Annotated in this window: 23 protein-coding genes; 12 read left to right on the top strand and 11 right to left on the bottom strand. The window is 66.4% G+C overall.

Going from position 1 to position 23,597, the window contains the following annotated elements:
• Positions 1-90: 90 nt before the first annotated feature.
• On the top strand, positions 91-1,065 hold the full coding sequence (locus FQU96_RS12240) for an ABC transporter ATP-binding protein (RefSeq protein WP_146541521.1): 975 nt from the start codon (positions 91-93) through the stop codon (positions 1,063-1,065).
• A complete protein-coding gene (locus tag FQU96_RS12235; protein WP_146541519.1) occupies positions 1,062-2,093 on the top strand; it encodes an ABC transporter ATP-binding protein in 1,032 nt (343 codons plus the stop codon). The genes FQU96_RS12240 and FQU96_RS12235 overlap by 4 nt, the downstream gene beginning before the upstream one ends.
• 39 nt (positions 2,094-2,132) lie before the next feature.
• Here FQU96_RS12235 and FQU96_RS12230 read toward each other — a convergent pair whose 3' ends face one another.
• The 7 genes from FQU96_RS12230 to FQU96_RS12200 all read right to left on the bottom strand — a co-directional run bounded on the left by FQU96_RS12230 (position 2,133) and on the right by FQU96_RS12200 (position 8,205).
• Positions 2,133-3,350: an MFS transporter gene (locus FQU96_RS12230; protein WP_178130469.1), complete on the bottom strand. Its 1,218-nt coding sequence runs from the start codon at positions 3,348-3,350 to the stop codon at positions 2,133-2,135.
• A gap of 124 nt (positions 3,351-3,474) precedes the next feature.
• Positions 3,475-3,981, bottom strand: coding sequence for a hypothetical protein (locus FQU96_RS12225; RefSeq protein ID WP_146541515.1), 507 nt, complete (start codon positions 3,979-3,981; stop codon positions 3,475-3,477).
• Between the two features lie 86 nt (positions 3,982-4,067).
• Positions 4,068-4,349, bottom strand: coding sequence for a hypothetical protein (locus FQU96_RS12220; protein ID WP_146541513.1), 282 nt, complete (start codon positions 4,347-4,349; stop codon positions 4,068-4,070).
• An 89-nt stretch (positions 4,350-4,438) separates the two neighbouring features.
• Positions 4,439-4,780: a DUF4286 family protein gene (locus FQU96_RS12215; protein WP_146541511.1), complete on the bottom strand. Its 342-nt coding sequence runs from the start codon at positions 4,778-4,780 to the stop codon at positions 4,439-4,441.
• Between the two features lie 22 nt (positions 4,781-4,802).
• A complete protein-coding gene (locus FQU96_RS12210) occupies positions 4,803-5,459 on the bottom strand; it encodes a DUF502 domain-containing protein (RefSeq protein WP_146541509.1) in 657 nt (218 codons plus the stop codon).
• Between the two features lie 189 nt (positions 5,460-5,648).
• Entirely contained in the window at positions 5,649-7,409 is a 1,761-nt protein-coding gene (locus FQU96_RS12205) for a carbamoyltransferase C-terminal domain-containing protein (RefSeq protein WP_146541507.1), read from the bottom strand.
• A 10-nt stretch (positions 7,410-7,419) separates the two neighbouring features.
• Entirely contained in the window at positions 7,420-8,205 is a 786-nt protein-coding gene (locus tag FQU96_RS12200; RefSeq protein WP_146541505.1) for a glycosyltransferase family 2 protein, read from the bottom strand.
• A 320-nt stretch (positions 8,206-8,525) separates the two neighbouring features.
• Here FQU96_RS12200 and FQU96_RS12195 point away from each other — a divergent pair, with 320 nt between their 5' ends.
• The 8 genes from FQU96_RS12195 (at position 8,526) to FQU96_RS12160 (ending at position 18,287) form a co-directional block, all read left to right on the top strand.
• A complete protein-coding gene (locus tag FQU96_RS12195; protein ID WP_146541503.1) occupies positions 8,526-9,944 on the top strand; it encodes an undecaprenyl-phosphate glucose phosphotransferase in 1,419 nt (472 codons plus the stop codon).
• Positions 9,945-10,043: 99 nt separating this feature from the next.
• Positions 10,044-11,249 (top strand): glycosyltransferase family 4 protein, encoded by a 1,206-nt coding sequence (locus FQU96_RS12190; RefSeq protein WP_146541502.1) that lies wholly within the window; start codon positions 10,044-10,046, stop codon positions 11,247-11,249.
• A gap of 175 nt (positions 11,250-11,424) precedes the next feature.
• Positions 11,425-12,447: an NAD-dependent epimerase/dehydratase family protein gene (locus tag FQU96_RS12185; RefSeq protein WP_146541500.1), complete on the top strand. Its 1,023-nt coding sequence runs from the start codon at positions 11,425-11,427 to the stop codon at positions 12,445-12,447.
• Between the two features lie 7 nt (positions 12,448-12,454).
• A complete protein-coding gene (locus tag FQU96_RS12180; protein WP_146541498.1) occupies positions 12,455-13,888 on the top strand; it encodes a mannose-1-phosphate guanylyltransferase/mannose-6-phosphate isomerase in 1,434 nt (477 codons plus the stop codon).
• A gap of 204 nt (positions 13,889-14,092) precedes the next feature.
• Complete coding sequence (locus tag FQU96_RS12175; protein WP_178130468.1) at positions 14,093-15,217, top strand: CoA transferase; 1,125 nt, start codon at positions 14,093-14,095, stop codon at positions 15,215-15,217.
• Positions 15,218-15,222: 5 nt separating this feature from the next.
• Positions 15,223-16,401: a CaiB/BaiF CoA-transferase family protein gene (locus tag FQU96_RS12170; protein WP_146541494.1), complete on the top strand. Its 1,179-nt coding sequence runs from the start codon at positions 15,223-15,225 to the stop codon at positions 16,399-16,401.
• Between the two features lie 9 nt (positions 16,402-16,410).
• On the top strand, positions 16,411-17,412 hold the full coding sequence (locus FQU96_RS12165) for a nitronate monooxygenase family protein (protein ID WP_146541493.1): 1,002 nt from the start codon (positions 16,411-16,413) through the stop codon (positions 17,410-17,412).
• Between the two features lie 26 nt (positions 17,413-17,438).
• The gene (locus tag FQU96_RS12160) at positions 17,439-18,287 is read left to right on the top strand and encodes a VOC family protein (RefSeq protein ID WP_146541491.1); all 849 of its coding nucleotides are present in this window, start codon (positions 17,439-17,441) and stop codon (positions 18,285-18,287) included.
• On the opposite strand, the gene FQU96_RS12155 is transcribed toward FQU96_RS12160, so the two are convergent.
• The 3 genes from FQU96_RS12155 to FQU96_RS12145 form a co-directional block, all read right to left on the bottom strand.
• The gene (locus FQU96_RS12155; protein ID WP_146541489.1) at positions 18,262-18,690 is read right to left on the bottom strand and encodes a VOC family protein; all 429 of its coding nucleotides are present in this window, start codon (positions 18,688-18,690) and stop codon (positions 18,262-18,264) included. The genes FQU96_RS12160 and FQU96_RS12155 overlap by 26 nt on opposite strands.
• Positions 18,691-18,808: 118 nt before the next feature.
• The gene (locus tag FQU96_RS12150; protein ID WP_146541487.1) at positions 18,809-19,762 is read right to left on the bottom strand and encodes a UDP-glucuronic acid decarboxylase family protein; all 954 of its coding nucleotides are present in this window, start codon (positions 19,760-19,762) and stop codon (positions 18,809-18,811) included.
• A gap of 47 nt (positions 19,763-19,809) precedes the next feature.
• Positions 19,810-20,622, bottom strand: coding sequence for a metallophosphoesterase family protein (locus FQU96_RS12145; RefSeq protein WP_146541485.1), 813 nt, complete (start codon positions 20,620-20,622; stop codon positions 19,810-19,812).
• 171 nt (positions 20,623-20,793) lie between these two features.
• Between FQU96_RS12145 and FQU96_RS12140 the strand changes: the two genes are divergently transcribed.
• Positions 20,794-22,347: a long-chain-fatty-acid--CoA ligase gene (locus tag FQU96_RS12140; RefSeq protein WP_146541648.1), complete on the top strand. Its 1,554-nt coding sequence runs from the start codon at positions 20,794-20,796 to the stop codon at positions 22,345-22,347.
• A gap of 25 nt (positions 22,348-22,372) precedes the next feature.
• The gene (locus tag FQU96_RS12135) at positions 22,373-23,032 is read left to right on the top strand and encodes an HAD family phosphatase (protein ID WP_218574689.1); all 660 of its coding nucleotides are present in this window, start codon (positions 22,373-22,375) and stop codon (positions 23,030-23,032) included.
• 1 nt (position 23,033) lies between these two features.
• Here FQU96_RS12135 and FQU96_RS12130 read toward each other — a convergent pair whose 3' ends face one another.
• Entirely contained in the window at positions 23,034-23,516 is a 483-nt protein-coding gene (locus FQU96_RS12130) for a GNAT family N-acetyltransferase (RefSeq protein ID WP_146541483.1), read from the bottom strand.
• Positions 23,517-23,597 lie beyond the last annotated feature (81 nt).

Below are 23,597 nucleotides of genomic sequence, written 5' to 3'. Positions count from 1 at the left end.
ATCCCGAGCGCAGCGAGGGATCTCCTACGATAGGAGACGCCGCTTTCAGGAGATCTCTCGCTGCACTCGGGATGACAGGGAGGTCAATCCATGAGCGCGCCCCTGCTTCGCGTGCGGGATCTGGCGACGCATTTCTTCACGCGCGCCGGCGTGTTGAAGGCGGTCGACGGCGTCTCCTTTGATCTCAGCGCCGGCGAGATCCTGGGCCTGGTCGGTGAATCGGGATCGGGCAAGAGCGTCACCGGCTACTCGCTGCTGGGCCTGATCGATCCGCCGGGGCGCATCGTGGCGGGCTCCATCCGCCTGCATGACCAGGAGCTGATCGGCCTGCCGCCGGCGGCGCTGCGCGACCTGCGCGGACGGCGGTTGGCAATGGTGTTCCAGGATCCGATGACCACGCTGAACCCGGTGCTCACCATCGCCGCGCAGATGCAGCTGGCACTGGGCGCACACGAGCGTGTTTCGGCGCGCGCCGGCCGCGCCCGCGCTGCCGACGTATTGACCCGCGTCGGCATACCGGATGCGGCACGCCGGCTGGATGCCTACCCGCATCAGTTCTCCGGCGGCATGCGCCAGCGCGTGGCGATCGCGGTGGCGCTGCTGAACCGGCCCGACGTGATCGTGGCTGATGAACCGACGACGGCGCTCGACGTATCGATCCAGGCCCAGATCCTGGCCGAGATGAAGGCACTGGTGCGTGATCTCGGCACGGCACTGATCTGGATCAGCCACGACCTCGCCGTGGTGTCGGCGCTGGCCAGCCGCATCCTGGTGATGTACGCCGGGCGCATCGTCGAACAGGGCCCGACCGCGACGGTGTTGCGCGCACCGCGCCATCCCTACACCGGCGGGCTGCTGGATTCGCTGCCGTCGCGCGCCGCTCCGGGACAGACGCTGCAGCAGATCCCGGGACTGCCGCCGACCTTGGCCGCTCTGCCGGCAGGATGCGCCTTTCATCCGCGCTGCGCGCGGGCCGACGTGGCCTGCCAGGTCGCTCCGGAAACGACACTGGCAGGCACCCGCGGCTGGCGCTGCCATCATCCCCTCGCGGAGCCGGCGCCATGAACGCGCCCTTCATCACCGTGACGTCGGTCAGCAAGCATTTCGACCCGCAGCTGTCGCTGGGCGATCACATCGCGGGCGTGCTGGGTGGCGCGGTCGAGACGCGGGCTGTGCGCGCGGTCCAGGACGTATCGCTCGAGCTGGTGCGTGGCGAGGTGCTGGGCCTGGTGGGTGAGTCGGGCTGCGGCAAGAGCACCCTGGGCCGCATGATCGCCGGCATCCTGCCGCCGACAGCCGGTGCGGTCGCCATCGAGGGCGCGCCCGTGATGGCGGGACGCCGGCCGGCGCGCAAACGCACGACGCGCGTGCAGATGATCTTCCAGGACCCCTACGCCTCGCTCGACCCGCGCATGCGCGTGGGCGATGCGCTGGCCGAGGGCCCCATCGTGCATCGCCTGGTGAGCCGGGCGGCGGCACCCGCTTATGTCGCCGGCTGGCTGCGCAAGGTCGGCCTCGCGGCCGATGCCGCGCAGCGCTATCCGCACCAGTTCTCGGGCGGCCAGCGCCAGCGCATCGCCATCGCCCGCGCGCTCGCCATGCAGCCCGATGTCCTGGTCTGCGATGAGCCGGTGGCGTCGCTCGACGTATCCATCCAGGCGCAGGTGCTGAACCTGTTCCTCGCGCTGCGCCATGAGCTCGCGCTGACGATGGTCTTCATCAGCCACCATCTGGGCGTCGTGCGCCACGTCTCGGACCGGGTCGCCATCATGTACCTGGGCCGGATCGTCGAGATCGGGCCTGCCGATGCGATCTACACCCATCCGCAGCATCCCTATACCCAGGCGCTGCTGCAAAGCGTACCGCAGCTCACGCTGACGGAGGACGTGGTCACGTCCTTCAAGCCGATCGACGGCGAGCTGCCCTCGCCGCTGGCGCCGCCACCCGGCTGTGCCTTCCACCAGCGCTGCGCTCTTGCCGAACCGCGCTGCCGGCAACAGGTGCCGCTCATGCGTGATGTCGGCCGGCAGCACGCCGCCGCATGCCATTTGCTTCCAGCGAGCACGGACGTCCCGTCCGCATCGGCGCGATAGCGCCGATGGCCACCCTTCGCGCGGTCGGATTGTAGACCGCTACGCTGCGGCGGGTACGCGGGCGAAGCGACGGATCTGCAGCACCGTCAGCACATTCAACATATAGATCGCAAACGCGCCCCAGAAGATGGCGTGCGGCAGGTGGTGGTCCATCAGCCAACCGAACACCGGCGGCCCGACCATCGAGCCGATATCCAGGCCGGAGTAGACGAAGCCGAATACCTTGCCCGACGCGCCCGGCGGGGTGGCACCGCGCACGATCATGTCGCGCGATGGGCCGGTCATCCCACTGGCAACGCCGCTCAATGCCATCAGCGGCAGCACCAGCCACGTCGGCACGCCGCCGGTGGCGATCAGTGCCGTGAGCGCGCCGGCAATGAACAGGCCGACCGCCGCGATCGTGTCATGGCGCGTTGCCCGATCGGCAATCCAGCCGCCGATCACGACGCCGACCGCCGAACCGATCAACAACGCCGTCAGCGCCGCCGCCGCGGCCTCCAGTCCGATCGGGAACATCTCGCGCAGCGCCGGCACGGCAAACTGCTGGATACCGACCACCGTGATGGCGATGAAGGCGAAATAGAGCATGCAGATCAGAATCGGCGCCGTCAGCAGCGAGGACACCTCGCCGCGCACCGAGCTCTTCTGCGTACTGACGCGGGCCACGCGGTGATCGACCATGACGCTGCCCTGCCCCGCCACGATCGCGGCTACCAGCACGCCGGCGGCGGCCGAGATCAGCGCCGCGGCCTGCCAGCCCCAGGCATGCGCCAGGAAATAGATCACCGGTGCCGCCGGCACCCAGCCCAGGGTACCGCCCAGCCCGTGCGCGCTATAGGCGCGGCCCAGGCGGTTGACGTGCACCGAGGCATTCAGGATCGCGAAGTCGGCGGGATGAAAGACGCAGTTGCCGATACCGGCCAGCGCCACCATGGGCACCAGCGTCCAGAAGCTCGTGGCGAGGCCCGCGATCAGCGCGAAGGCGGCGGCCGCGGCCAGCAGGCCGAAGGCCAGCGCCGGGCGCGCACCGAAGCGGTCGACCGCGAAGCCGGCCATGGTCTGCGCCACGCCGGAGATGCCGTAGTAGATCGCACCGAGAATCCCGACCTCGGCATAGGTCATACCGAAGTCCGGCATCACGACGATCAGCAGGGTGGCGAGCGCCAGCTGGTAGAAGTGGCTGAGCCCATGGGCAATGCCGATAACGCTGATGACGCGGGCATCGCGCCCGACCGACGGGGACACTGCGACCGACATGGAAACTCCGCAGAAACGGGCGCGCCGCATGCTTGCGCATGTGACGCGCCCGGACTCTACGCCAAGCAGGTCACGGCGACGAGCTTCGCCGTCTCATGGCTGGTTTGCCCGTCGCTGACTTGTACTACTGACCGCGTGTTCCAATCGACCGTTCCGGCACGGCAAGTCCGTTGGCGCGTAGCGCTTTCTCGATCACTGGGATGGCCTGGGCGGCGCGACCATCATTGCACATCGTCAACGCCACACTGACTTCCGTACTGGGACTGGACCCCATGCTCGAGCCATAGGAGCGCTCCGGCATATACCGCAGGTACCTGCGGGAGAGGCTGTTGCAGTACGCCCTGTCGTCGGATTGTACGGCCGCGTCCTGCGCCACCACAGGCGGTGCAGTCAAACCCGCCAGCCCCATCGCCGCGCCAAACGCCATGACACCTAAATGACGGTACATAAACGCCTCACAAAACCGGGACACCATTGCCGCCGATGTGTGCGCCTGGGTCAGGTGCTGCAATGCACCGCGCGGTTTCGTCGCTGATTTGCGACGCTTGCCTTGCGATGAGGTTGCACATGGAAGACGCAGCGTCTCACGGCGGATCGCCGCCCATATTTGTTTGCTGAAACCGTGCTGCAACGGTCCCGCTCATGAGATTTGTCGCGGGCGGCGGGAGAGAAACTCAGTGACCAAAGTGTCGCGGCGTTCCGGGTGACGCGCGGCGTTCAGACCTTGAAACCCTGCGAGCGCAGCAGGCGCTCCAATACCGGGATGCCGGCTTGTGTGTTGCCGCGGCGGCAATTCGCCAACGCCTTGTTGGCCTCGATCCCATCGAACGCGCTGCCCGAGCGACTCTCGCCGCCGGTGTTGCTGTAGCGCGTGAAGAGTGCGTGAAGGTTTTCACACCGTGCCAGATCGGCGGGCGGCGCTGCCGGGTTCGGTGCCTGGGCCCAGGCCGGGGCGGTGACGACCGCGAGCGCAAGGGCGATGGGCGTGATGATACTCATGGTTTGTCTTGTCCGTTCTGCCGGTGTCATACCGGCCGACCCATATAGTGACGCGGTACCATCGCCGGCGATAAAACTGCCGTGAGGTTCTACTGTGCCGGCGGCACTGCCGTGAAGACCTGCGAGCGCGACACGACGCGCGGTGCGAACTGGTACCAGCCGCGCATTGCCTGGAACGCCGGCGTCTGCAGCGCCTCGGGCCCGGACAGTTCATAGACCGTGGTGTAGACCTTGCGTGCCACCGTCCGGCCGGCGCCACGATCCAGTTCGCTTCCGTCGCCCGCCGACACGTAACGCCGGCCACGCAGCACGCCCGGACAGGCCAGGGCGTCAGGCAGATGAACCGTGTCGTACCAGTGGTTCCAGTCCGCTTCGATCTCGGCGTCGACCTCGACGGTGACGATGAACAGGCATGTCGGAAAGTCGGTCATGGCGATGAACCCTCGCTGCGAGTCAGGTGGTGGCAGGACGACCGGCCAGGAACTGCGGTGCCGTCATGCCCATCGACACATAGATGCTGGTCAGTGCCTCGGCACCGACCGTCGCCGGCACCACCCATTCGGACGGCACGAACAGCAAGCCGCCGCCGATGGGTACCGGCGCGGTGGGTACCAGCACGGCAAGGTAGGACCGACCGCCGAGATCGACCGCCTCGGGCGCCGACAGCAACGCCAGCACCGCCACGCCACCCGGTCCGCCGAAGTAGCACCACACGGGCGCCATGGCGCTGGTATCGGCGGTTCCCTGCTTGCCGAACGCGCCCAGGAAACGGCTGACCAGGCTATAGACGGCGCCGATCACAGGCGCGCGCTCCATGATTCGTCCGATGAAGGCAACGACTCCGCTTTTGACTTGGGAGCTGACCAGCAAGCCGAACGCATAGAGGAACAGCACGATCACCGTGAAGCCGATCAGATAGGCCGCGATCGGACTGGGCACGAAGGCGAGGCCGATCCGGGCCAGGACGCCGCCGAAGGCGCTTCCTGGTCCTGCCCATTCGAACAGCAAGGCACCGACCCACACCGTGCCGCCGATGGTGAGCACCAGTGGCAAGATGGCCAACAGGCCGGCCAGCAGGATGCGAAGCTGATTGGACAGAAACCGACCCATGAGCCACCCCCAGCGAAGCGTGCGCCTGGCGCAACACTACCTGAGGATCACGGGGTATGCGCGGGAGCACCAAGGCTTTTTTGGATCGCGCGCGTCCACGCGCGCACGCGCGCACAATGACGCGAAGCGCGAAAGATTGTGCGTGCTGACACGCCGAGGCGCGCGTGGATGCACGCGGCCCAAAACCAATCAGTCGCGGCGCGTGATCATGGTGTCGCCCAGCACCAGCACGTCCATCTTGGTGCGCAGGAAGCAGTCCAGTGCCTCCTCCGGCTTGCAGACCACGGGCTCGTTCTCGTTGAAACTGGTGTTGAGCACGATGGGCACGCCGGTGAGATCGCCGAACGCCGCGATCAGCCGGTGATAGCGGGCATTGCCCTTGGTCGTCACGGTCTGCAGGCGGCCCGAGCCGTCGACGTGCGTCACCGCCGGGATCGAGGCACGGCGCGCCGGCCGGATGCGAAAGACCTGCATCATGAACGGCACATCGTCGTCGGTCTCGAACCAGTCGGGCACCGCCTCGCGCAGGATCGACGGCGCGAAGGGACGGAACGACTCGCGGCGCTTGATCTTGAGGTTCAGGATATCCTTCATGTCGGCGCGCCGCGGATCGGCCAGGATCGAGCGGTTGCCGAGCGCGCGGGGCCCCCACTCCAGCCGTCCCTGGAACCAGCCGATCACCTTGCCTTCGGCGATGGCCGTAGCCGTGCGCCGGCAGAGCTCGCCTTCGTCCGCGATCGCCTCGACGACACAGTTGGCGGCGTCGATATCGGCCTGGCGCGCGGCGATGGCGGCGGCGATCTCGTCCGCCGTCGCCCACGGCCCCCAATAGGCGTGGTCCATCACGAAGCTGCGCTTGGCGCTGCTGCCTTCGGGCAAGGTGTGCCAGACCTGGAAGGCAGCGCCGATGGCACCGCCGGCATCGCCACCGGCCGACTGGATGTAGCAGTGCTTGAACGGCGAACGTTCGTAGATCTTGCCGTTGGCTACCGAGTTGTAGGCACAGCCGCCGGACAACACGACGGTGTCCAGGCCGTACTTGCGGTGCAGCGCGCCCAACAGATTGAAGAAGGCATTCTCGTACATGCCCTGCGCCGAGCGCGCGAGATCCTTGTGGCGTTGCTCCAGTGCATCGTCCTTGCCGCGCGCCGGTCCCAGCAACTCGGCCATTGCCGGCGACCAGATGCGGCCGCCCGACGGCATGCCGTCGCGGACCTCGTACTTCGAGCCCTCCTTGGCGTGCGTGTAGTAGCGCAGGTTGAGCGCGAAGCTGCCGTCATTCTTCAGATGGACCAGCTGTTCCATCTCTTTGGCGTAGGCCGGCTCGCCGTAGGGGGCCAGGCCCATGACCTTGTACTCGTCGCCGTAGTGCGGAAAGCCGATGAACTGCGTGATGCCTTCGTAGAAGATCCCCAGGGAATGCGGGAAATGAACCCGGCCATCGATGGTGAGCCGGTTGCCCTCGCCGACGCCCCACGAGGCGCTGGCGAAATCCCCGAAGCCGTCGACCGACACCGCCACGGCCTTATCGTACGGCGAGACCAGGAAGGCCGACGCCAGATGGCAGAGGTGGTGTTCGACCTGGTGGAATTCGCCCTTGAAGGTCATCTCCGGCAGAGCGCCGGCGAGCTGGGCCTTCAGATCGCCCCACTGCTGGCGGTTGCGCACGCGGCTCATCACCATGTCCAGGCTGGGACGGCGGGCCACGACGTACGCCACCTTGCGCCACAGGCTGGCACGGCTGTCGCGGTTGATGGCGACATGCCCCACCGCATCGAGCCCGATGCCGGCTTCCTTCAGGCAGTAGCGAATCGCCTCGCTGGGAAAGCCGCCCCAGTGCTTGATGCGGCGGAAGCGTTCTTCCTCCGCCGCGGCAATGAGTTCGCCGTCCTTGACCAGGCAAGCGGCCGAATCGGCATGAAAGGCATTGAGGCCGAGAATATAGGTCATGCTGGGTGCACTAGGATTTGGTCGCGCCGCCTGCAAGGTCGCGCTGGATCAGGAGCATGGAAAGGATCAGGTCGGCCGTCATGCGCTGGAAGGCATAATACCAGCCAGCCCAGCCATCGAGAATGAGGCCACGGCCGAAAAGGCAATAAAGCAGGACCAGGGGTGGTCCCAACACGCGGGTCAGCCGCACGCGATCACCCCAGGTGAGCTGGGCCCACGGTGTGGTGGTGAGCTTGTCGACTTCGCGGCTCTGGTAGCGGAACTGCGATACCAGCCAGCGATCCAGACGTTTGCGGTCGTCATGGTCGACATGGCCTGTCAGCACGCCCACCGCGCGGCTCACCAGCGCCTTTTCGGTGTGGCCGTCCTGTACGAATTGCACGCTGTCGCGACGGAACAGGATCGGCTGGCTGGGATAGAGCGAGCCACGCAGGCGCCGGCCGTCGATACAGTAGTCAAAGATCACGCGATAACCGCCCATATCCGGCCCTGGCGCCAGGCGCGCGATCTCCGCGATGGTGCCATCAGGTACAATGTAGTCGGCGTCCAGCCGCAGGACCCAGGGCGTCTCGATCCCGGTCTGCTGGACGGCAAAGGTCCACTGCTGGCCGTGACTGTCAAACGGACGGACGACCAGCCGCGCATTGGGGAACCGCCCGACGATGGCTGCGGTATCGTCCTCGCTGCCGCTGTCAACGACGACGACCTCGCGCGCCCACGCCAGCCGCTCCAGGTTGCGACCGATATTGGGGGCCTCGTTATAGGTGAGAATGACAGGGGTGATCTGGTCCAGCATCCGCGTTCGTCCTGGCCCCAGGGGCATAGCACGGAAAGTGTCACAGGGTTTGCGCAAACTGCTTCTGATCAAGTGTTCACGCTGATTTTTGCGTAAAAGCTTTGAATACTAAGTTTATGCAATTACTCCATGAATGTCGTTAATCATATGATTTTAAATCATAAAAATGGAAACTTGATATGTAACTTCAGCCTTGGTCATTTGACGGCCACCGCCCCCGCCGGTATATTGCAGGAGGGGTTGACGATGGTCGCGAGCTTGTTGTCTCCGGCTGCCGAGCGGCAGTGGGATGGTGATGCTCGCGTTTTGGAAAAATCGCCATGGATCGGTCGAAGGTCCTGCTCGAGAAGAAATTGCTGTGGGCGATCCGCCTGATGGACATGGCGGTACCAGCGGCGACGGCGTGGATTGCCATCATGGCGTGGCAGCCCGAGCATTTCTGGCTGTTCGAAAGCCAGTATCTGCTGGCCATGGCCGCCAGTGCGTTGCTGGTCGGCAACGTCTTCGCGGCGCTGGGACTGTATACGATCCGCACCCTGTCGAACGTTCCCGGCCAGATGGGACGGGTGGCGCTGGGCTGGACAGGCGTCGTCGCCGTTCTGCTGCTGGCAGCGTTCGCTGCCAAGGTCTCCAACAACTTCCCGCGCAGCTGGTCCATCCTCTGGTATTTCTGGAGCCTGGGCGGCTTCATTGCCGTTCGCTTCGTGGTTTTCGCGCTGCTGAGCCGTTGGATCGAGACCGGCCGGCTGACCCGCAATCTCGCCGTGGTCGGCGCTGGTCCGCACGGCCGGCGCCTGATCGAGCATCTGCGCCAGCAGGCCAGCAACGACTGGCATATCGTCGGCATCTGGGACGAGCGCGCCGTACGCCCGATCGCCCCCGTCGACGGAATCCCTGTCCGCGGTACGGTTGACGACCTGATCGCCTACGCCCGTGAGCATTCGCTGGATCAGATCGTCGTGGCCCTGCCCTGGGCGGCGGAGTTGCGGGTCATGAAGGTGCTGAAGAAGCTGTGGGAGCTGCCGATCGACATCCGGCTGGCGCCCGACATGATCGGCTTCAGCCTGGCGCACTGCTCCTACAGCGACCTGGGCTCGGTGCCGGTCCTGAACGTCTTCGACCGCCCGCTGTCGGCGGAAAAGCTGATGCTCAAGCGGCTCGAGGACATCACGCTCGGGCTATTGATGCTGGTGGCGTTCTCGCCGGTCATGCTGCTGACCGCCCTCGCCGTGAAGCTCGACAGCAAGGGCCCGATCCTGTTCCGCCAGACCCGCTACGGCTTCAACAACCAACGCATTGACGTCTGGAAGTTTCGCAGCATGTACGTCGAGGCGTCGCGCGAAACAGCGATGCGCCAGGCGACACAGGATGACCCGCGCGTCACGCGCGTCGGCCGCTTCATCCGCCGGACCTCGATCGACGAACTGCCGCAGATCTTCAACGTCCTGTCGGGCGTGATGTCGGTGGTCGGCCCGCGTCCGCATACGATCGGCACCAAGGCCGACAATATCCTGTTCGAGGAGGCCGTGGCGGAGTACGCCGGCCGTCACCGGGTCAAACCCGGCCTTACCGGATGGGCGCAGGTCAACGGCTGGCGGGGCGAAACCGATACGATCGAAAAGATCCAGCGTCGCGTCGATCACGACCTCTACTATATCGAGAACTGGTCGCTGTTCCTCGACCTCAAGATCGTGCTGATGACGGTGTTCACCGTCCTGCGCGGCAAGAACGCATACTGACCTTCCCCTTCTGCACACCATGAAGCGCCGACTTCATCGGGCGGCTTGCCGCCGGCACGCGTGTAGGACAAGGTAGTTCCTGGTCATCATTCCCGGCGCATGCGCATTCTCCTGCACGACTATTCCGGTCACCCGTTCCAGGTCCAGCTCGCCCGCGAATTGGCGCGCCGTGGACACCACGTGCGTCACCTGTTCTCGGCGGTGTTCCAGACACCGCGCGGCGCCCTGCAGCGCCAGGCGGGCGATCCGGAGGGCTTCGAGGTCGCCGCGATCGATCCCGGTGAACCGTTCGCCAAGTACAGCTACATCAAACGCCTGTGGCAGGAGCGACGCTACGGGCACCTGCTACAGCGCGAGCTCGCCGCCTTCCGGCCCGACGTTGCACTCATGAGCAACACGCCGCCGATTGCCCTGGTCATGCCGCAACGCTGGTGCCGCGCTCATGGCGTCGGCTTCGTGTTCTGGGTCCAGGACATCTACGCCGAGGCGGTGGCCCGCCTCCTGGGACAGAAGCTGGGCCCCCTGGGCGCGCCGGCCGCGTGGCTCTATCGCCGCCTCGAAGGCGGTCTGCTTCGGCGCAGCAACCAGGTCGTGCCGATCACCGATGACTTCAAGCCCCTGCTGCAGTCCACGGGCGTCCCCGACAGGCGCATGACCACGGTGGAGAACTGGTCGCCGCTGGACGAACTGCCGCTGCGGGCCAAGGACAACGCCTTCGCCCGCGAACACGGCCTGCACGACAAGACCGTCCTGCTCTACTCCGGCACCCTGGGCCTCAAGCACAACCCGGGCCTGCTGCTGGCCATCGCCGAGGCGCATCGCGACAATCCCAGCGTCGCCGTCGTCGTGGTGTCCGAAGGACTGGGGGCGTCCTGGCTCGCCGAGCGCAAGGCCGGGCTGAACAATCTGCACCTGCTGCCGTTCCAGCCGTTCGACCGGGTCCCCGACATGCTGGGGGCCGCCGACGTGCTGCTGGCCATCCTGGAACCGGAAGCCGGCATCTATTCGGTGCCGTCCAAGGTCCTCACGTATCTCTGTGCCGCCAAGCCGCTGCTGGTCGCGATGCCGCCTGAAAACCTGGCGGCCCGCACCATCGACCGGCAAGAGGCCGGCGTGGTCGTGGGGCCCGATGACGCCACCGGTTTTGTTGCTGCTGCCCGCGATTTGATCGCCGACCCCACGCGACGGGCACGGCTGGGTGGCAATGGACGGGCCTATGCCGAGCGCACATTCGACGTCCAGCGCATCGGCGCCCGGTTCGAGACGATCCTGGCGGCAGCGCACGCCGATGTCATGCGGACGTAGCGTGCACCCCATAGCATCGGCCGTGTCCGGAGCCACTTTTACGCCACAGCGGACTTGAATTCCCGCAGACCCGGGGTCGCGAGCACCGCCGTGCAGACCGCAAACTCTTAGCAAATACCTGGAAAATCTATATAATCGAGCCGCTTTTTCAGGCCATTTTTTTGCGAGCTTGTGAATGTCCAAGGATGATTTGGTTGTCGTCACCGGTGCGGGGGGCTTCATCGGTGGCCATCTGGTCGGCTATCTCCAGCAGACACTCGGTCACACCAAGCTTCGTGCCGTCGACAGCAAGCCGCTGGACGAATGGTACCAGACACATTCCGGTGTCGAGAGCCTGTCGCTCGATGTGAGCCAGCGCGAAGCGGCGCAACAAGCCAGCCGTGATGCCCGGACGATCTATAACCTCGCCGCCGACATGGGGGGCATGGGCTTCATCGAAACGCACAAAGCCGAGTGCATGCTGTCGGTGCTGATCAACACCCACATGCTGATGGCGGCCAAGGAATATGGCGCCGAACGATTTTTCTTTTCCTCGTCAGCCTGCGTCTACGCCGCCGACAAGCAGACCGATGCCAATGTCACGGCGCTGAAGGAAGAGGACGCCTACCCTGCCATGCCGGAAGACGGCTACGGCTGGGAGAAACTGTTCAGCGAGCGCATGTGCCGTCACTACCGCGAGGACTACGGCCTGAAGACACGCATCGCGCGCTACCACAACGTCTACGGGCCGCACGGCACCTACGACGGCGGTCGCGAGAAGGCACCGGCGGCGATCTGCCGCAAGGTGATCGAGGCCAAGGCATCGGGCCGGCACGAGATCGAGATCTGGGGCGACGGCGAGCAGACGCGGTCGTTCATGTATATCGACGATTGCCTGATCGGCACCACGCGTCTGACCGACAGCGACTTCATCGAGCCGATCAATGTCGGCAGTGACGAACTGGTCAGCATCAACCGGCTGGTCGACATCGTCGAGAAGCTGGCCGGCGTGACGCTGAAGCGCCGCTACAAGCTCGACGCGCCCAAGGGCGTGCGCGGCCGCAACAGCGACAATACGTTGATCAAGAAGGTCCTGAACTGGGCGCCCTCGGTGCGCCTGGAAGACGGCATGGAAAAAACCTACCGCTGGATTCATGACGAAATGGCCTCGGGCCAGGATTCGCGCGTCAATCGCGCACCACGCATAGCGGTAGGGTGACGTCATAATGGCGAATACTGCATTGATCCAACCGATCATCTTGTCCGGCGGCTCGGGCACGCGGCTCTGGCCGCTCTCGCGCGAGGCGTATCCCAAGCAGTTCCTGCCGCTCACCGGCGAGCGATCGCTGTTGCAGCAGACCGCCACGCGCGTCGCCGACCCCAGCCGCTTCCTGCCGCCGATCGTGGTCTGCAACGTCGAGCACCGCTTCATGGTGGCCGAACAGCTGCGCCAGATCGGCATCGAGGCGGCGGCAACGGTGATCGAACCGATGGCCCGCAACACCGCGCCGGCCGTGGCCGCAGGTGCGCTGCTGGCCGCTACGGGTGATGCCAAGCGGCCGCTGCTGGTGCTGCCGTCGGACGCCTCGATCCGCAAACCCAAGGCGTTCAGTACCGCCATCGATGCCGGGCTGGCCGCCGCCGTGCGCGGCCACCTTGTCACGCTGGGCATCCGCCCCACTTCGCCTGAAACCGGCTACGGCTATATCCAGATCGGTGCGGCGCTGGACGGCGTGCCGGGCGTGCATGCCGTGGCGCGCTTCATCGAAAAACCCGATGCGGCACGCGCCCAGCAGTTCGTCGACGGCGGCGATCATTACTGGAATGGCGGCATCTTCCTGATGCGCGCCGATCTCTACCTGGCCGAGTTGAAGCGGTTCGAGCCGGCAATGCTCGATGCCTGCAAGGCCGCCCTCGACGAGGCGCGGCGCGATCTCGATTTCACCCGCCTCGACGCGGTCGCCTTCGAGCGCTCGCCCAGCAAGTCGATCGACTACGCGGTGATGGAGCACACCGATCGTGCCGCCGTAGTGCCCGTCGACATGGGCTGGAGCGATGTCGGCTCGTGGGAAGCCCTGCACTCGGATTCGACACCGGACGATGACGGCAACGTCGCGGTCGGCGACGTCGTGTCGGAAGACGTGCACGGTTGCTACCTGCGCGGCGACGACGGCGTGATGGTTGCGGCGCTGGGCATCGAGGACCTGGTGGTCGTGGCCACCGCCGATGCCGTGCTGGTGACACCCCGCAACCGCAGCCAGGACGTCAAGCGCATCGTCGAGAAGCTGAAGGCGGCCGGCCGCAGCGAATCGAGCATGCACCTGAAGGTCTTCCGGCCGTGGGGCTACTACGAGACCATCGGCTTGGGTGATCGTCACCAGGTCAAACACATCTCGGTGCTGCCCGGTCGCGCGCTCAGCCTGCAGATGCACCACAAGCGCGCCGAGCACTGGGTGGTGGTGCGTGGCGTCGCGCGCGTCACACGCGGCAACGACATGTTCGAGCTGTACGAGAACCAGTCGACCTACATCCCGCTGGGCGCCCGCCATCGGCTGGAAAACCCGGGCGAGGAGCCGCTGCACCTGATCGAGGTACAGTCCGGCAGCTACCTCGGCGAGGACGATATCGTGCGCTTCGAGGACAACTACGGACGCAACTGACGTCACTCCGGGAGCGCGGGCCTCTGGCGAGAGCTCTGCTTCGAGACGCCCGCTCTCCCGGCAGCCCTGGCGCGTCGCCGTCGGCGCCCGTACTGAATCACCATTACATACGTGATATGCCGGCGTCCGCTGCGGCCTTGTCGTTGACGGGACGCACCACCCACGATAGGCGGACGATGCGCCTTTGTCGCCGGCATGGAGATCATGAACGCGGACGCCCCCAGACCCTTGTCGCGGTTCACCGTCATCGAGGTGAACGACACCGACGTGCCCAGCTGCCTGCGGCTGGCAACGTCGTTGGCGACGCGGATTGCCGCCGATCTCGGTGCCACGGTCATCAAGATCGAGCCGCCGGCCGGCGACCTCGTGCGCCGGCTGCCGCCGCTGCTGCCGCACGGACCGAACGTCGAGCGCAGCGCGCTGTTTCAGTATCTCAACACAGGCAAGCACTCCGTCGTGCTCGACCTGGAGTCGGCACCTGGCATCGCCCGAGCCCTGACTCTGGCCGGCAAGGCCGACGCTGTCGTCTTCGAAACACCCGGCCGCAACGCCGAGGCCCTGCGCCACACACGGGCGACCCCGATTGAAATCGCGGCCTTCGCTGCCGGCATGGCGCACCCCGGGCCGGTCAGCGAATTCACGATCGCCGCGTTGGCCGGACTGCTGCACATGGTCGGCGAGCCCGACCGCCAACCGCTGCGGCTGGGCGGCCACCAGATCTCCTATGCTGCCGGCCTCACGGCCTTCACCGGTCTCAGTGCGGCCTTGGCAGCCCGCAGCCAGAGCCGCGTCGCGCCGTCGGTGCGGGTATCGCTGGCCGAAGTCGCCCAATGGGTGAACTGGAAGGCAACGTCGGGTACCCACGCCGCCGGCCGCTCGCCGGGCCGCGAAGGCGGACAATCCGAGTTCCAGGTCGTCCGCTGCGCCGATGGTTATGTCGCCGTCGTCTTCACCGTCAGCCAGTGGCCGCCGCTGCGCGATCTGATCGGCGATCCGCGGCTGGCCGATCCAAAGTTCGCCACCCGCACCGGCCGGCGCCAGCATGTCGGCGCGCTGTATGCGATCATGGCGCCGTGGTTCGCCGCCCGCACACGTCAGGATATCCAGGGCCAAGCCCAGGCGCGCGGTGTGCCCTTCGGTCCGGTCTTCACACCCGCCGAGCTGCTGGAAACCGAGCAGTACACCGCCCGCGGCTTCCTCGCCGATCTCAGTCACCCCACGCTGGGACCGTTGCGGCTGCCGCAGTTGCCCGTGCAGTGGAACGGCCGCTCGTTCGCACCGCATGCAGCGCCTGGGCTGGCCGACACGCCGGCCCGCGCGGCGGAGTAACATACATGACGCAGCCTTTGGCCGGTGTTCGCGTACTTGATTTCGGATTGCTGACCGCCGGCGCCAATACATCGGCGATGCTCGCCGACCTCGGCGCCGACGTGATCAAGATCGAGTCGGGTACCTACCCCGATCCATTCCGGGTCCTGGGCAAGCCTGACGACACGCCGGGCTGGTGGAACCGCTCACCGCTGTTCCGCTTCACCAACCGCAACAAGCGCGGCGTCGCGCTCGACCTGAAAACGCCCGAGGGCCAGCGGCTGGCCCGCGCGCTGGTGGCGCAATGCGACGTGGTGATCGAGAATTTCCGCCGTGGCGTGCTCGACCGCTTCGGCCTCGACTACGCCGCGCTGCGCGCGATCAACCCGCGCATCGTGCTGGCGGCGATCTCGAGTCAGGGCGACACCGGGCCCGAGCGCATGAACGTTTCGTTCGGCTCGACCCTGGATGCCACCAGCGGCATCGCCGCACTGACCGGCTATGACGGCGAGGAACCGCGCATCAGCGGTATGGATGTGAATTACCCCGACCAGGTGGTGTCGCTGTTCGCGACCGGTGTCGTCATCGCGGCGATCATGGAAGCGCGGCGCACCGGCTGCGGCGCCTTCCTCGATTTCTCGCAGCGCGAGGTGGCCTCGTTCCTCATCGGCGAAGAAATCCTCGCCGCCTCCGCCGATCCGGCGCGGCACGACGCACGCCGCGCCGGCAACGCCGAAGGCGGCGTGGTTCTGCAGGATTGCTGGCGCAGCCAGGACGGACGGTGGATCGCCGTCACCGTCGCCGATGACGCCGCTGCCGCCCGTTGTGGTGCCCTGATCGGCGCGCTGTCCGCGCCCCTGCGCGAGGCACTCCCGGCGTGGATCGCCGCGCGCAGCGCCGATGCCGCCGTCGCGTCGCTGCTGGCTGCCGGCATTCCCGCCGCGCCCTCGAACGACGGCACGCACCTGATCGCCGACAAGGCATTGGCCGGCGTGAGCTTGGCATGGACACAGGACGGCGATTTGGCCAAGGGCCTGCCCTATGCGCTCGACGGCGGCGGCGTGATGCTGCAACGCGCCGCGCCTGACCTGGGGCAGCACACCGAGGCGGTCTTGCGCGATCTGCTCGGCCTGTCGGCGGACGACATCGCGCACCTGCAGGCGCAGGGCGTCACATCCACCACGCCGCAGATCGGCGACGTCTAGGAGCTGGTCATGGGCAGAGCGGCGGTGCTGAAGGTTCTCGACCAGATGGCGATACCGGCGATCGCGGCGCCGATGTTCCTGGTCTCCAATCCCAATCTGGCGCTGGCCTGCTGCGCCGAGGGCATCATGGGCAGCTTCCCCGCCCACGGCACGCGCACCCGCGAAGAGCTCGAGCAGTGGCTGATCGACATGCAACGCGGCATCGAGCGCCTGCGCGCCGAGGCCGGCGGCCGCATCATCGCACCCTACGCGGTCAACCTGGTGGTGCATCCGTCGAACCCGCGCTACGCCGGCGATCTCGACCTCGTCGAGCGCTTCAAGGTGCCGGTGGTGCTGACATCCAAGGGTGCCCCGGGCGATGCGTTCAAGCGCATCCATGGCTGGGGCGGCGTGGCGCTGCACGATATCGCCAACCAGCGGCACGCCGAAAAGGCGCTGGAGGGCGGCGCCGACGGCGTGATTGCCGTCTGCGGCGGCGCCGGCGGCCATACCGGCACGATCAATCCCTTCGCGCTGGTCAACGAAGTGCGCCAGCTGGGTGACGATTTCGCCATCGTGCTGGCCGGCGGCATGACGACCGGTCGCGATGTGCTGGCCGCGCAGGCGATGGGTGCCGACCTGGCCTATATCGGCACGCGCTTCATCGCCACGCGCGAGGCCGCCGCCGTGGCCGGACACAAGCAGATGATCCTCGACACGCGCGCGCCTGACGTCTTCTTCAGCGCCTCGATCGATGGCGCGCCGGCCAACTGGCTGCTGCCCAGCCTGCTCGCGGCCGGCATCGATCTCGACGTGCTGCGCACCACCCTTCCCGGCAAGATCGTCTCGGCGCAGGAGTCCAAGAAGCGCTGGAAGGATCTGTGGACAGCCGGTCACGGTGTCGGCAACATCACCGACATTCCCGAAGCCGCTGCCCTGTGCCGCCGGCTGAAGGACGAATACGCCGCGGCGCAGCGCTTGCTATCGACGCTGGCGCCCGCCGGGAGCCCGCGCACCGCGCGGGTGGGATAGAGTCAAGGAAGCAAGGTCAGCGCGCGATGATCCACGGGCTTGACCACATTGTCCTGGCAACCCGGGACCTCGATGCCACCGTGGCCATCTACGAAACGCTGCTGGGCCGGCCGTACGATTGGAGCGGCACGGCCGATGGCGCCCGCCACGCCTGGTTCCAACTTGCCAACATGTCGCTGGCGGTCGTCGCCCGCCACGGGTCCGGTCCGATGGGCGACTGGATCGATGCTCGTCTGAACGTCGTCGGCGAAGGCATCGCGGGCATCGCTTTCGCCGTGGCCGACCTCGACGAGGCACGCCGGATGGCCGGCCGCCGCGGCCTTCCCTCAGCCGATCTGGCGCCGCTGGCCCTGCATCACCGCGCCACCGGCGAGACCAGCGTCGCCCCGATGGCGGCACTGGCGCGCGAGGCGACGCACGGCGTCCATTTGTCCCTGGTGCAGCGTCCCCCTGCGCCTGCTCACGCCGTCGAGAGTGCCGGCGCCACGATCACGCGGCTGGACCACGTCGTCATTCACACCCAGAACCCGGATCGCGCCGTTGCCTTGTACGGCGGCCGGCTGACACTCGATCTGCGGCTCGATCGCGCCAACCCGGACTGGGGCTTGCGCCTGCTCTTCTTTCGCTGCGGCGATCTCGTGGTCGAGATCTCACATCTTCTGAAAGGCGGCGTGACGGATGCACCGGATGAGCTGTGGGGACTTTCCTGGCGGACACCCGACCTTGCCGCAACGCATGCCCGGCTGACGGCCGCCGGCATCGCCGTCGCCGAGATGCGCCGCGGCCGCCGACCCGGTACCCGGGTCTTCACGCTGCGCGATCAACGGGCCCGCGTGCCGACGCTGATCCTCAGCCGAGTCGAGGAAACAGAATGAATATCCTGGGCATGCCGCGAAGCCATCGCGTCCAGGTGTTGGCGTCCTGCTCGAAGCCACCGCGATAGGGACTCCCCACGCAAAAACGGTGGCCGCTCGGGGCCTGCATGACTGTCCAGTCCGGCTTGCGGGAGATCACCGTCGCGCCCAACCGCTCCAGGCGTGCGACTTCCGCAGCGATAGAGTCGGTTTCGACGTCGATATGGGCACGCGGTTCGTGGCCGACCCGCTGGATGACGATCTGCACGTCACCGGGCTTGGTTTCGAGCTGGATGAAATGGCTGGAGCCGTCGATGTCCCGAGGCAACGGGCAGCCCAATGCCGCGCTCCAGAACCGTGCCTCCGTGAGCAGGTCGTCGGTCCGGCAGTCGATGACGATGTTTCCGAGTCTACTTTTGTGCATTCGGGTGCTCCTGGTTTTTCACCCTTGATATGGGGTGTCCAGGCGCAGCAGGCCCGGTCGCGTCGGCACCGGGCTTGCCCTTCCGACCCGCGGCGGTGACCGCCGCGGGCCGAAACAATCAGTACGGCACGCCTGCCGACAACAGATGGTCGAAATAGGTGATGGTCTTGCCGAGGCCCTGGTCCAGCTTCACCTTGGGCTGCCACTTCAGGACCTTCTTGGCCAACCGGATGTCGGGCTGGCGCTGCAGCGGATCGTCGACCGGCAGCGGCTTCTTGATCAGCTTGGACTTGGAGTTGGTCAGCTTGATCACCTTCTCAGCCAGCTCGCGGATGGTGAACTCGCCGGGATTGCCGAGATTGACCGGCCCCGTCACCGAGTCCGGCGCGCCCATCAGGCGGATGAAACCTTCGATCAGGTCATCGACATAGCAGAACGAGCGCGTCTGCTGGCCGTTGCCGTAGATGGTGATCGGCTGGTTCTTCAGGGCCTGGACGATGAAGTTGGACACCACGCGCCCGTCATTGGGATGCATGCGCGGACCATAGGTGTTGAAGATGCGCGCCACGCGGATGCGCAGCTTGTGCTGGCGGTGGTAGTCGAAGAACAGCGTCTCGGCGCAGCGCTTGCCTTCGTCGTAACAGGCGCGCGGGCCGATCGGATTGACGTTGCCGCGATAGCTCTCGGGCTGCGGGTGCACGTCGGGATCGCCATACACTTCGCTGGTCGACGACTGGAAGATCTTGGCCCGCGTGCGCTTGGCCAACCCCAGCATGTTGATGGCGCCATGCACGCTGGTCTTGGTGGTCTGCACCGGATCGTGCTGATAGTGGATCGGCGAGGCCGGGCACGCGAGGTTGTAGATCTCGTCGACCTCGACATAGAGCGGGAACGTCACGTCGTGGCGCATCACCTCGAAATGCGGGTGGTCCAGCAGCGGCACGAGATTGCGCTTGGTGCCGGTGAAATAGTTGTCGACGCACAGCACATCGTGGCCGTCGTTCAGCAACCGCTCGCACAGATGCGAGCCCAGGAAGCCGGCGCCGCCGGTCACAAGAATCCGTTTTGGCATCAATCCCCTCGTACGATCACAATTTGGGTGTTGTTTGGAAACCGCATCTACTGGGCCGCCACGTGCTGCGACCAGTCGGCAGAGCCGGTGGCCAGAAACCGGCGATCATCGCCCTCCAGGACAAGGCAGGTCAGCACGCCGCTGGCGAAGGCGCAGGTATCGATGCCGATACGGTTGTGCCGTATCTCCGGAGCATCGGTCGGCGTATGGCCATGAACGACCACCTTGCCATGGTCGACGTCGCTCGACAGAAACGCGTTGCGGATCCACAGCAGGTCCTGCGGCTGCTGGGCCGAGATCGCCACCCCTGGCCGCACGCCCGCGTGGGCGAAGAAGTAGTCGCCGGACTCGTAGGACAGTCGCAGGCCGCGCAGGAACCCCACATGGCGCTCGGGTATCTTGGCCGCGAACTGTCGGCGCATATCCTCGAAGCGTTGCCGCCCCAGCGTGTTGGGCGTGCGACGCACGCCGTAGCTGAGCAAGGTCGCCTCGCCGCCGAAGCTGACCCAGGCTGGGCCGGCCTCGACGTCGTCGAGAAACCGCAGCATCGCCTCTTCGTGATTGCCCATCAGGTGGATCGCCGCGAAGCCCGGCAACGGCGCGTCCAGCAGGCAGTCGATGACCTCGCGGCTGCTGGGACCCCGATCCACGTAGTCACCGAGATAGACGATCGTATCGCTGCCCTCGTGCGGGCGCGCCCGGCAGTCAGCGGCGATCTGCTCGTGCAACGCCTGGAGCAGATCGAGGCGGCCGTGGATGTCGCCAATGGCATAGACACGGCAATCCGACGGCGCGCGAGGGCGTCGCTCGGCGGCAGGCGATCCCGCCCTGCTCCGCTTGCCGAACAATCTATGCAACATTCCAGGAATGTACCTGCGAAGCGGCTGATTTACCATCAGGACCTGCCGCCAACTGCCTGTGATAGCGACATATTTGGTCCATATTGCGACCACTGGCGCCGTGGCGGGGGCGGCAAGCGCTTGTTAGAATGTCAACCAAGTACCTTAAGAAACCGGAGGAAGTCCGTGACAATGCCCGCGACATCGATCGCCGATATCGTCCGCAACCATGCCCGGCAACAGGGCGGGACGACGGCCCTGGTGTACCGCGGCGAGGCGGTCGACTACGCCACCCTGGACCGCCGCGCCAGCCAGGTGGCCAACGGGCTGGTCGCCGCCGGGCTCAAACCGCAAGGCCGGGTCGCCCATCTCGACAAGAGCGAGGCCCGCTTCTTCGAACTGTTCTTCGGCTGCGCCAAGGCCAACGCCGTCATGGTGTCGGTCAACTGGCGCCTGGCGCCGCCTGAGATCCAGCACATCATCAACGACGCCGAGGCCGAGATCCTGGTGGTCGGCGAGGAGTACTTCCCGGTCATCGACAAGATCCGCGGCCAGCTCACCCGCGTGCACACCATCATCGCGCTGAACGGCACTCACCCGGACTTCGAGCCCTTCGCGCGCTGGCGCGACCGGCAGGCCGACAGCGACCCGCTGCTGGCCATCGCCGCTGATGACGTCGCCGTGCAGTTCTACACGTCGGGCACCACCGGCCTGCCCAAGGGCGCCCAGCTCACCAACCGCAACCTGCTGCACCTGCTGCCCAGCTGGACGCCGGTGTGGCGGATGGGCCCCGGCGTGCGCAATCTGGTGGTGCTGCCGATGTTCCATATCGGCGGCGCCGGATGGGCGCTGGCAGGCCTGTACGCCGGCTGCACCAACGACATCGTGCGCGAGGTGGTGCCGCTGGAGATCCTCAACCTGGTCCAGGAACAGCGCATCGCGGTGGCGCTGTTCGTGCCGGCCATCATCCTGTTCCTGGTGCAGACGCCGCAGATCCGCGAGACCGACCTCTCCAGCCTTGAGCTGATCGTCTATGGCGCCGCGCCGATCCCGTCCGATCTGCTGCGCCAGGCGTTGAAGATATTTCCGTGCGGTTTCCAGCAGGTCTACGGCCTGACCGAGAGCAGCGGCGCCGTGACCCTGCTGCCCCCGGCGGACCACGACCCCGACGATCCCAGGAAGCTGTTGTCGTGCGGGTATGCCCATGAGGGTGTGGCGCTGCGCATCGTCGGCGATGACGGCACGGACTGCGCGCCCAGTCAGGTGGGTGAGATCGCCATTCGCTCGCCGCAGGTGATGAAGGGTTACTGGAAGCTGCCGGAGGCCAGCGCACGGGCCATGCGTGACGGCTGGCTGTTCACCGGCGACGCCGGCTATCTCGACGACAAGGGCTATCTCTATATCTACGATCGCGTGAAGGACATGATCGTGAGCGGCGGCGAGAACATCTACCCTGCCGAGGTCGAGAGCGCCCTGTTCGGCCATCCGGCCGTGGCCGACGTCGCCGTGATCGGGGTACCGGACGAACGCTGGGGCGAAGCGGTCAAGGCGGTCGTGGTGAAGAAGGCGGACGCCGGCGTTACCCCGGCCGACCTGATCGCCTGGGCGCGCGAGCGCATCGCCGGCTACAAGCTGCCCAAGTCGGTCGACTTCGTCGAGGCGCTGCCGCGCAACCCCACCGGCAAGATCCTCAAGCGCGAACTGCGCAAACCCTACTGGGAGGGCAAGGACCGCCAGGTGAACTGACACGCCGGGCACCAGGGGCCGTACCGTGGCCATCAGCGCGCTGATCTTCGATTTCGACGGCACCATCCTCGATACCGAGACGCCGGAGTTCGAGTCGTGGTGCGAGGAATTCACGCTTCACGGTACGACACTGGCGCCCGAGTGGTGGAGCCGCTGCATCGGCACCGCGGGTGTGGCCTTTGATCCCTATGATCATCTCGAGCGATCGATCGGCCGCAGCGTCGTCCGGGTCGCCATCCGGGCTCGTCGCCGCGCACAGCACCTGGCACTGATCGCGCAGCAACAGCCGAGACCTGGCGTTCTGCAGTGGATCGGCGACGCCCATGGTGCGGGCCTGTCGCTGGCCGTCGCTTCGACGTCCCATCGCGACTGGGTCCACGGGCATCTGCACCGCCTCGGCCTGCACGCGTCGTTCAGCCACACGGCCTGCGGCGACGAGGTCGACCATGTGAAGCCAGCGCCGGATCTGTACCGGCTTGCCCTGAAGCGGCTCGCACGAACGCCTGGCCAGGCGATCGCTATCGAGGATTCGCCCAACGGCATTGCCGCCGCCAAGGCAGCCGGACTGTTCTGCATCGCCGTGCCCAACCCGATGACCCGGGCGCTCGATCTGTCGGCGGCAGATCTGCATCTGGCGAGCCTGTCGGACGCGCCGCTCGCCGAGGTCTTGCGCGCGTTCGCCTGATTCAGGCGGTGCCGCCGAACGCGCTGGCCTCGCAGACATAGACCGTCTGCGCGTCGGGTCCGACATTCTCCTCAATCGGAACCCAACCCTGTTGGGTGTAGAAGTTGCGGCGCTCGGCCACCGAGCACAGATAGACGCGCTCGAAGCCGAGCCTGAAGCACGCTCGCATCGCTTCGCGCACCAGGGTCCTGCCCACGGCCTTGAGCCGATGCTGCTGGTCCACCCACACCGCGGCGATCCAGGGTGAATATTGCGGACGCTCGGCCAGGTCGGACTCGATGCACACCGTCGAGCCGAGATAGCGGCCGTCACGGTGAGCGACCAGCACGAACGGGATGGGATTGTCGTCCAGCGCCTCCCGCAGCCGGTCCGTGAGGTGGTCCAGCCGATGCCCTTCGGGCTCCCACCATGCCCGCCAGATGCGCTCGGCGACGGTATCCAGGAGCTGCGGCTGGTCTCGAAGATCGCTGACCGTGAAATCCATCGGCTCGCCTCAACGGTGGCAAAGCGTGCGGGCGCCATCGTGACGGCGATGGCGTCCAAAAACATCATCCGATCGGCGGAC

The organism is Reyranella sp. CPCC 100927, from assembly GCF_007859315.1.
In the GTDB taxonomy this organism is placed as follows: domain Bacteria; phylum Pseudomonadota; class Alphaproteobacteria; order Reyranellales; family Reyranellaceae; genus Vineibacter.
This window is presented reverse-complemented; position numbering and strand designations above follow the sequence as displayed.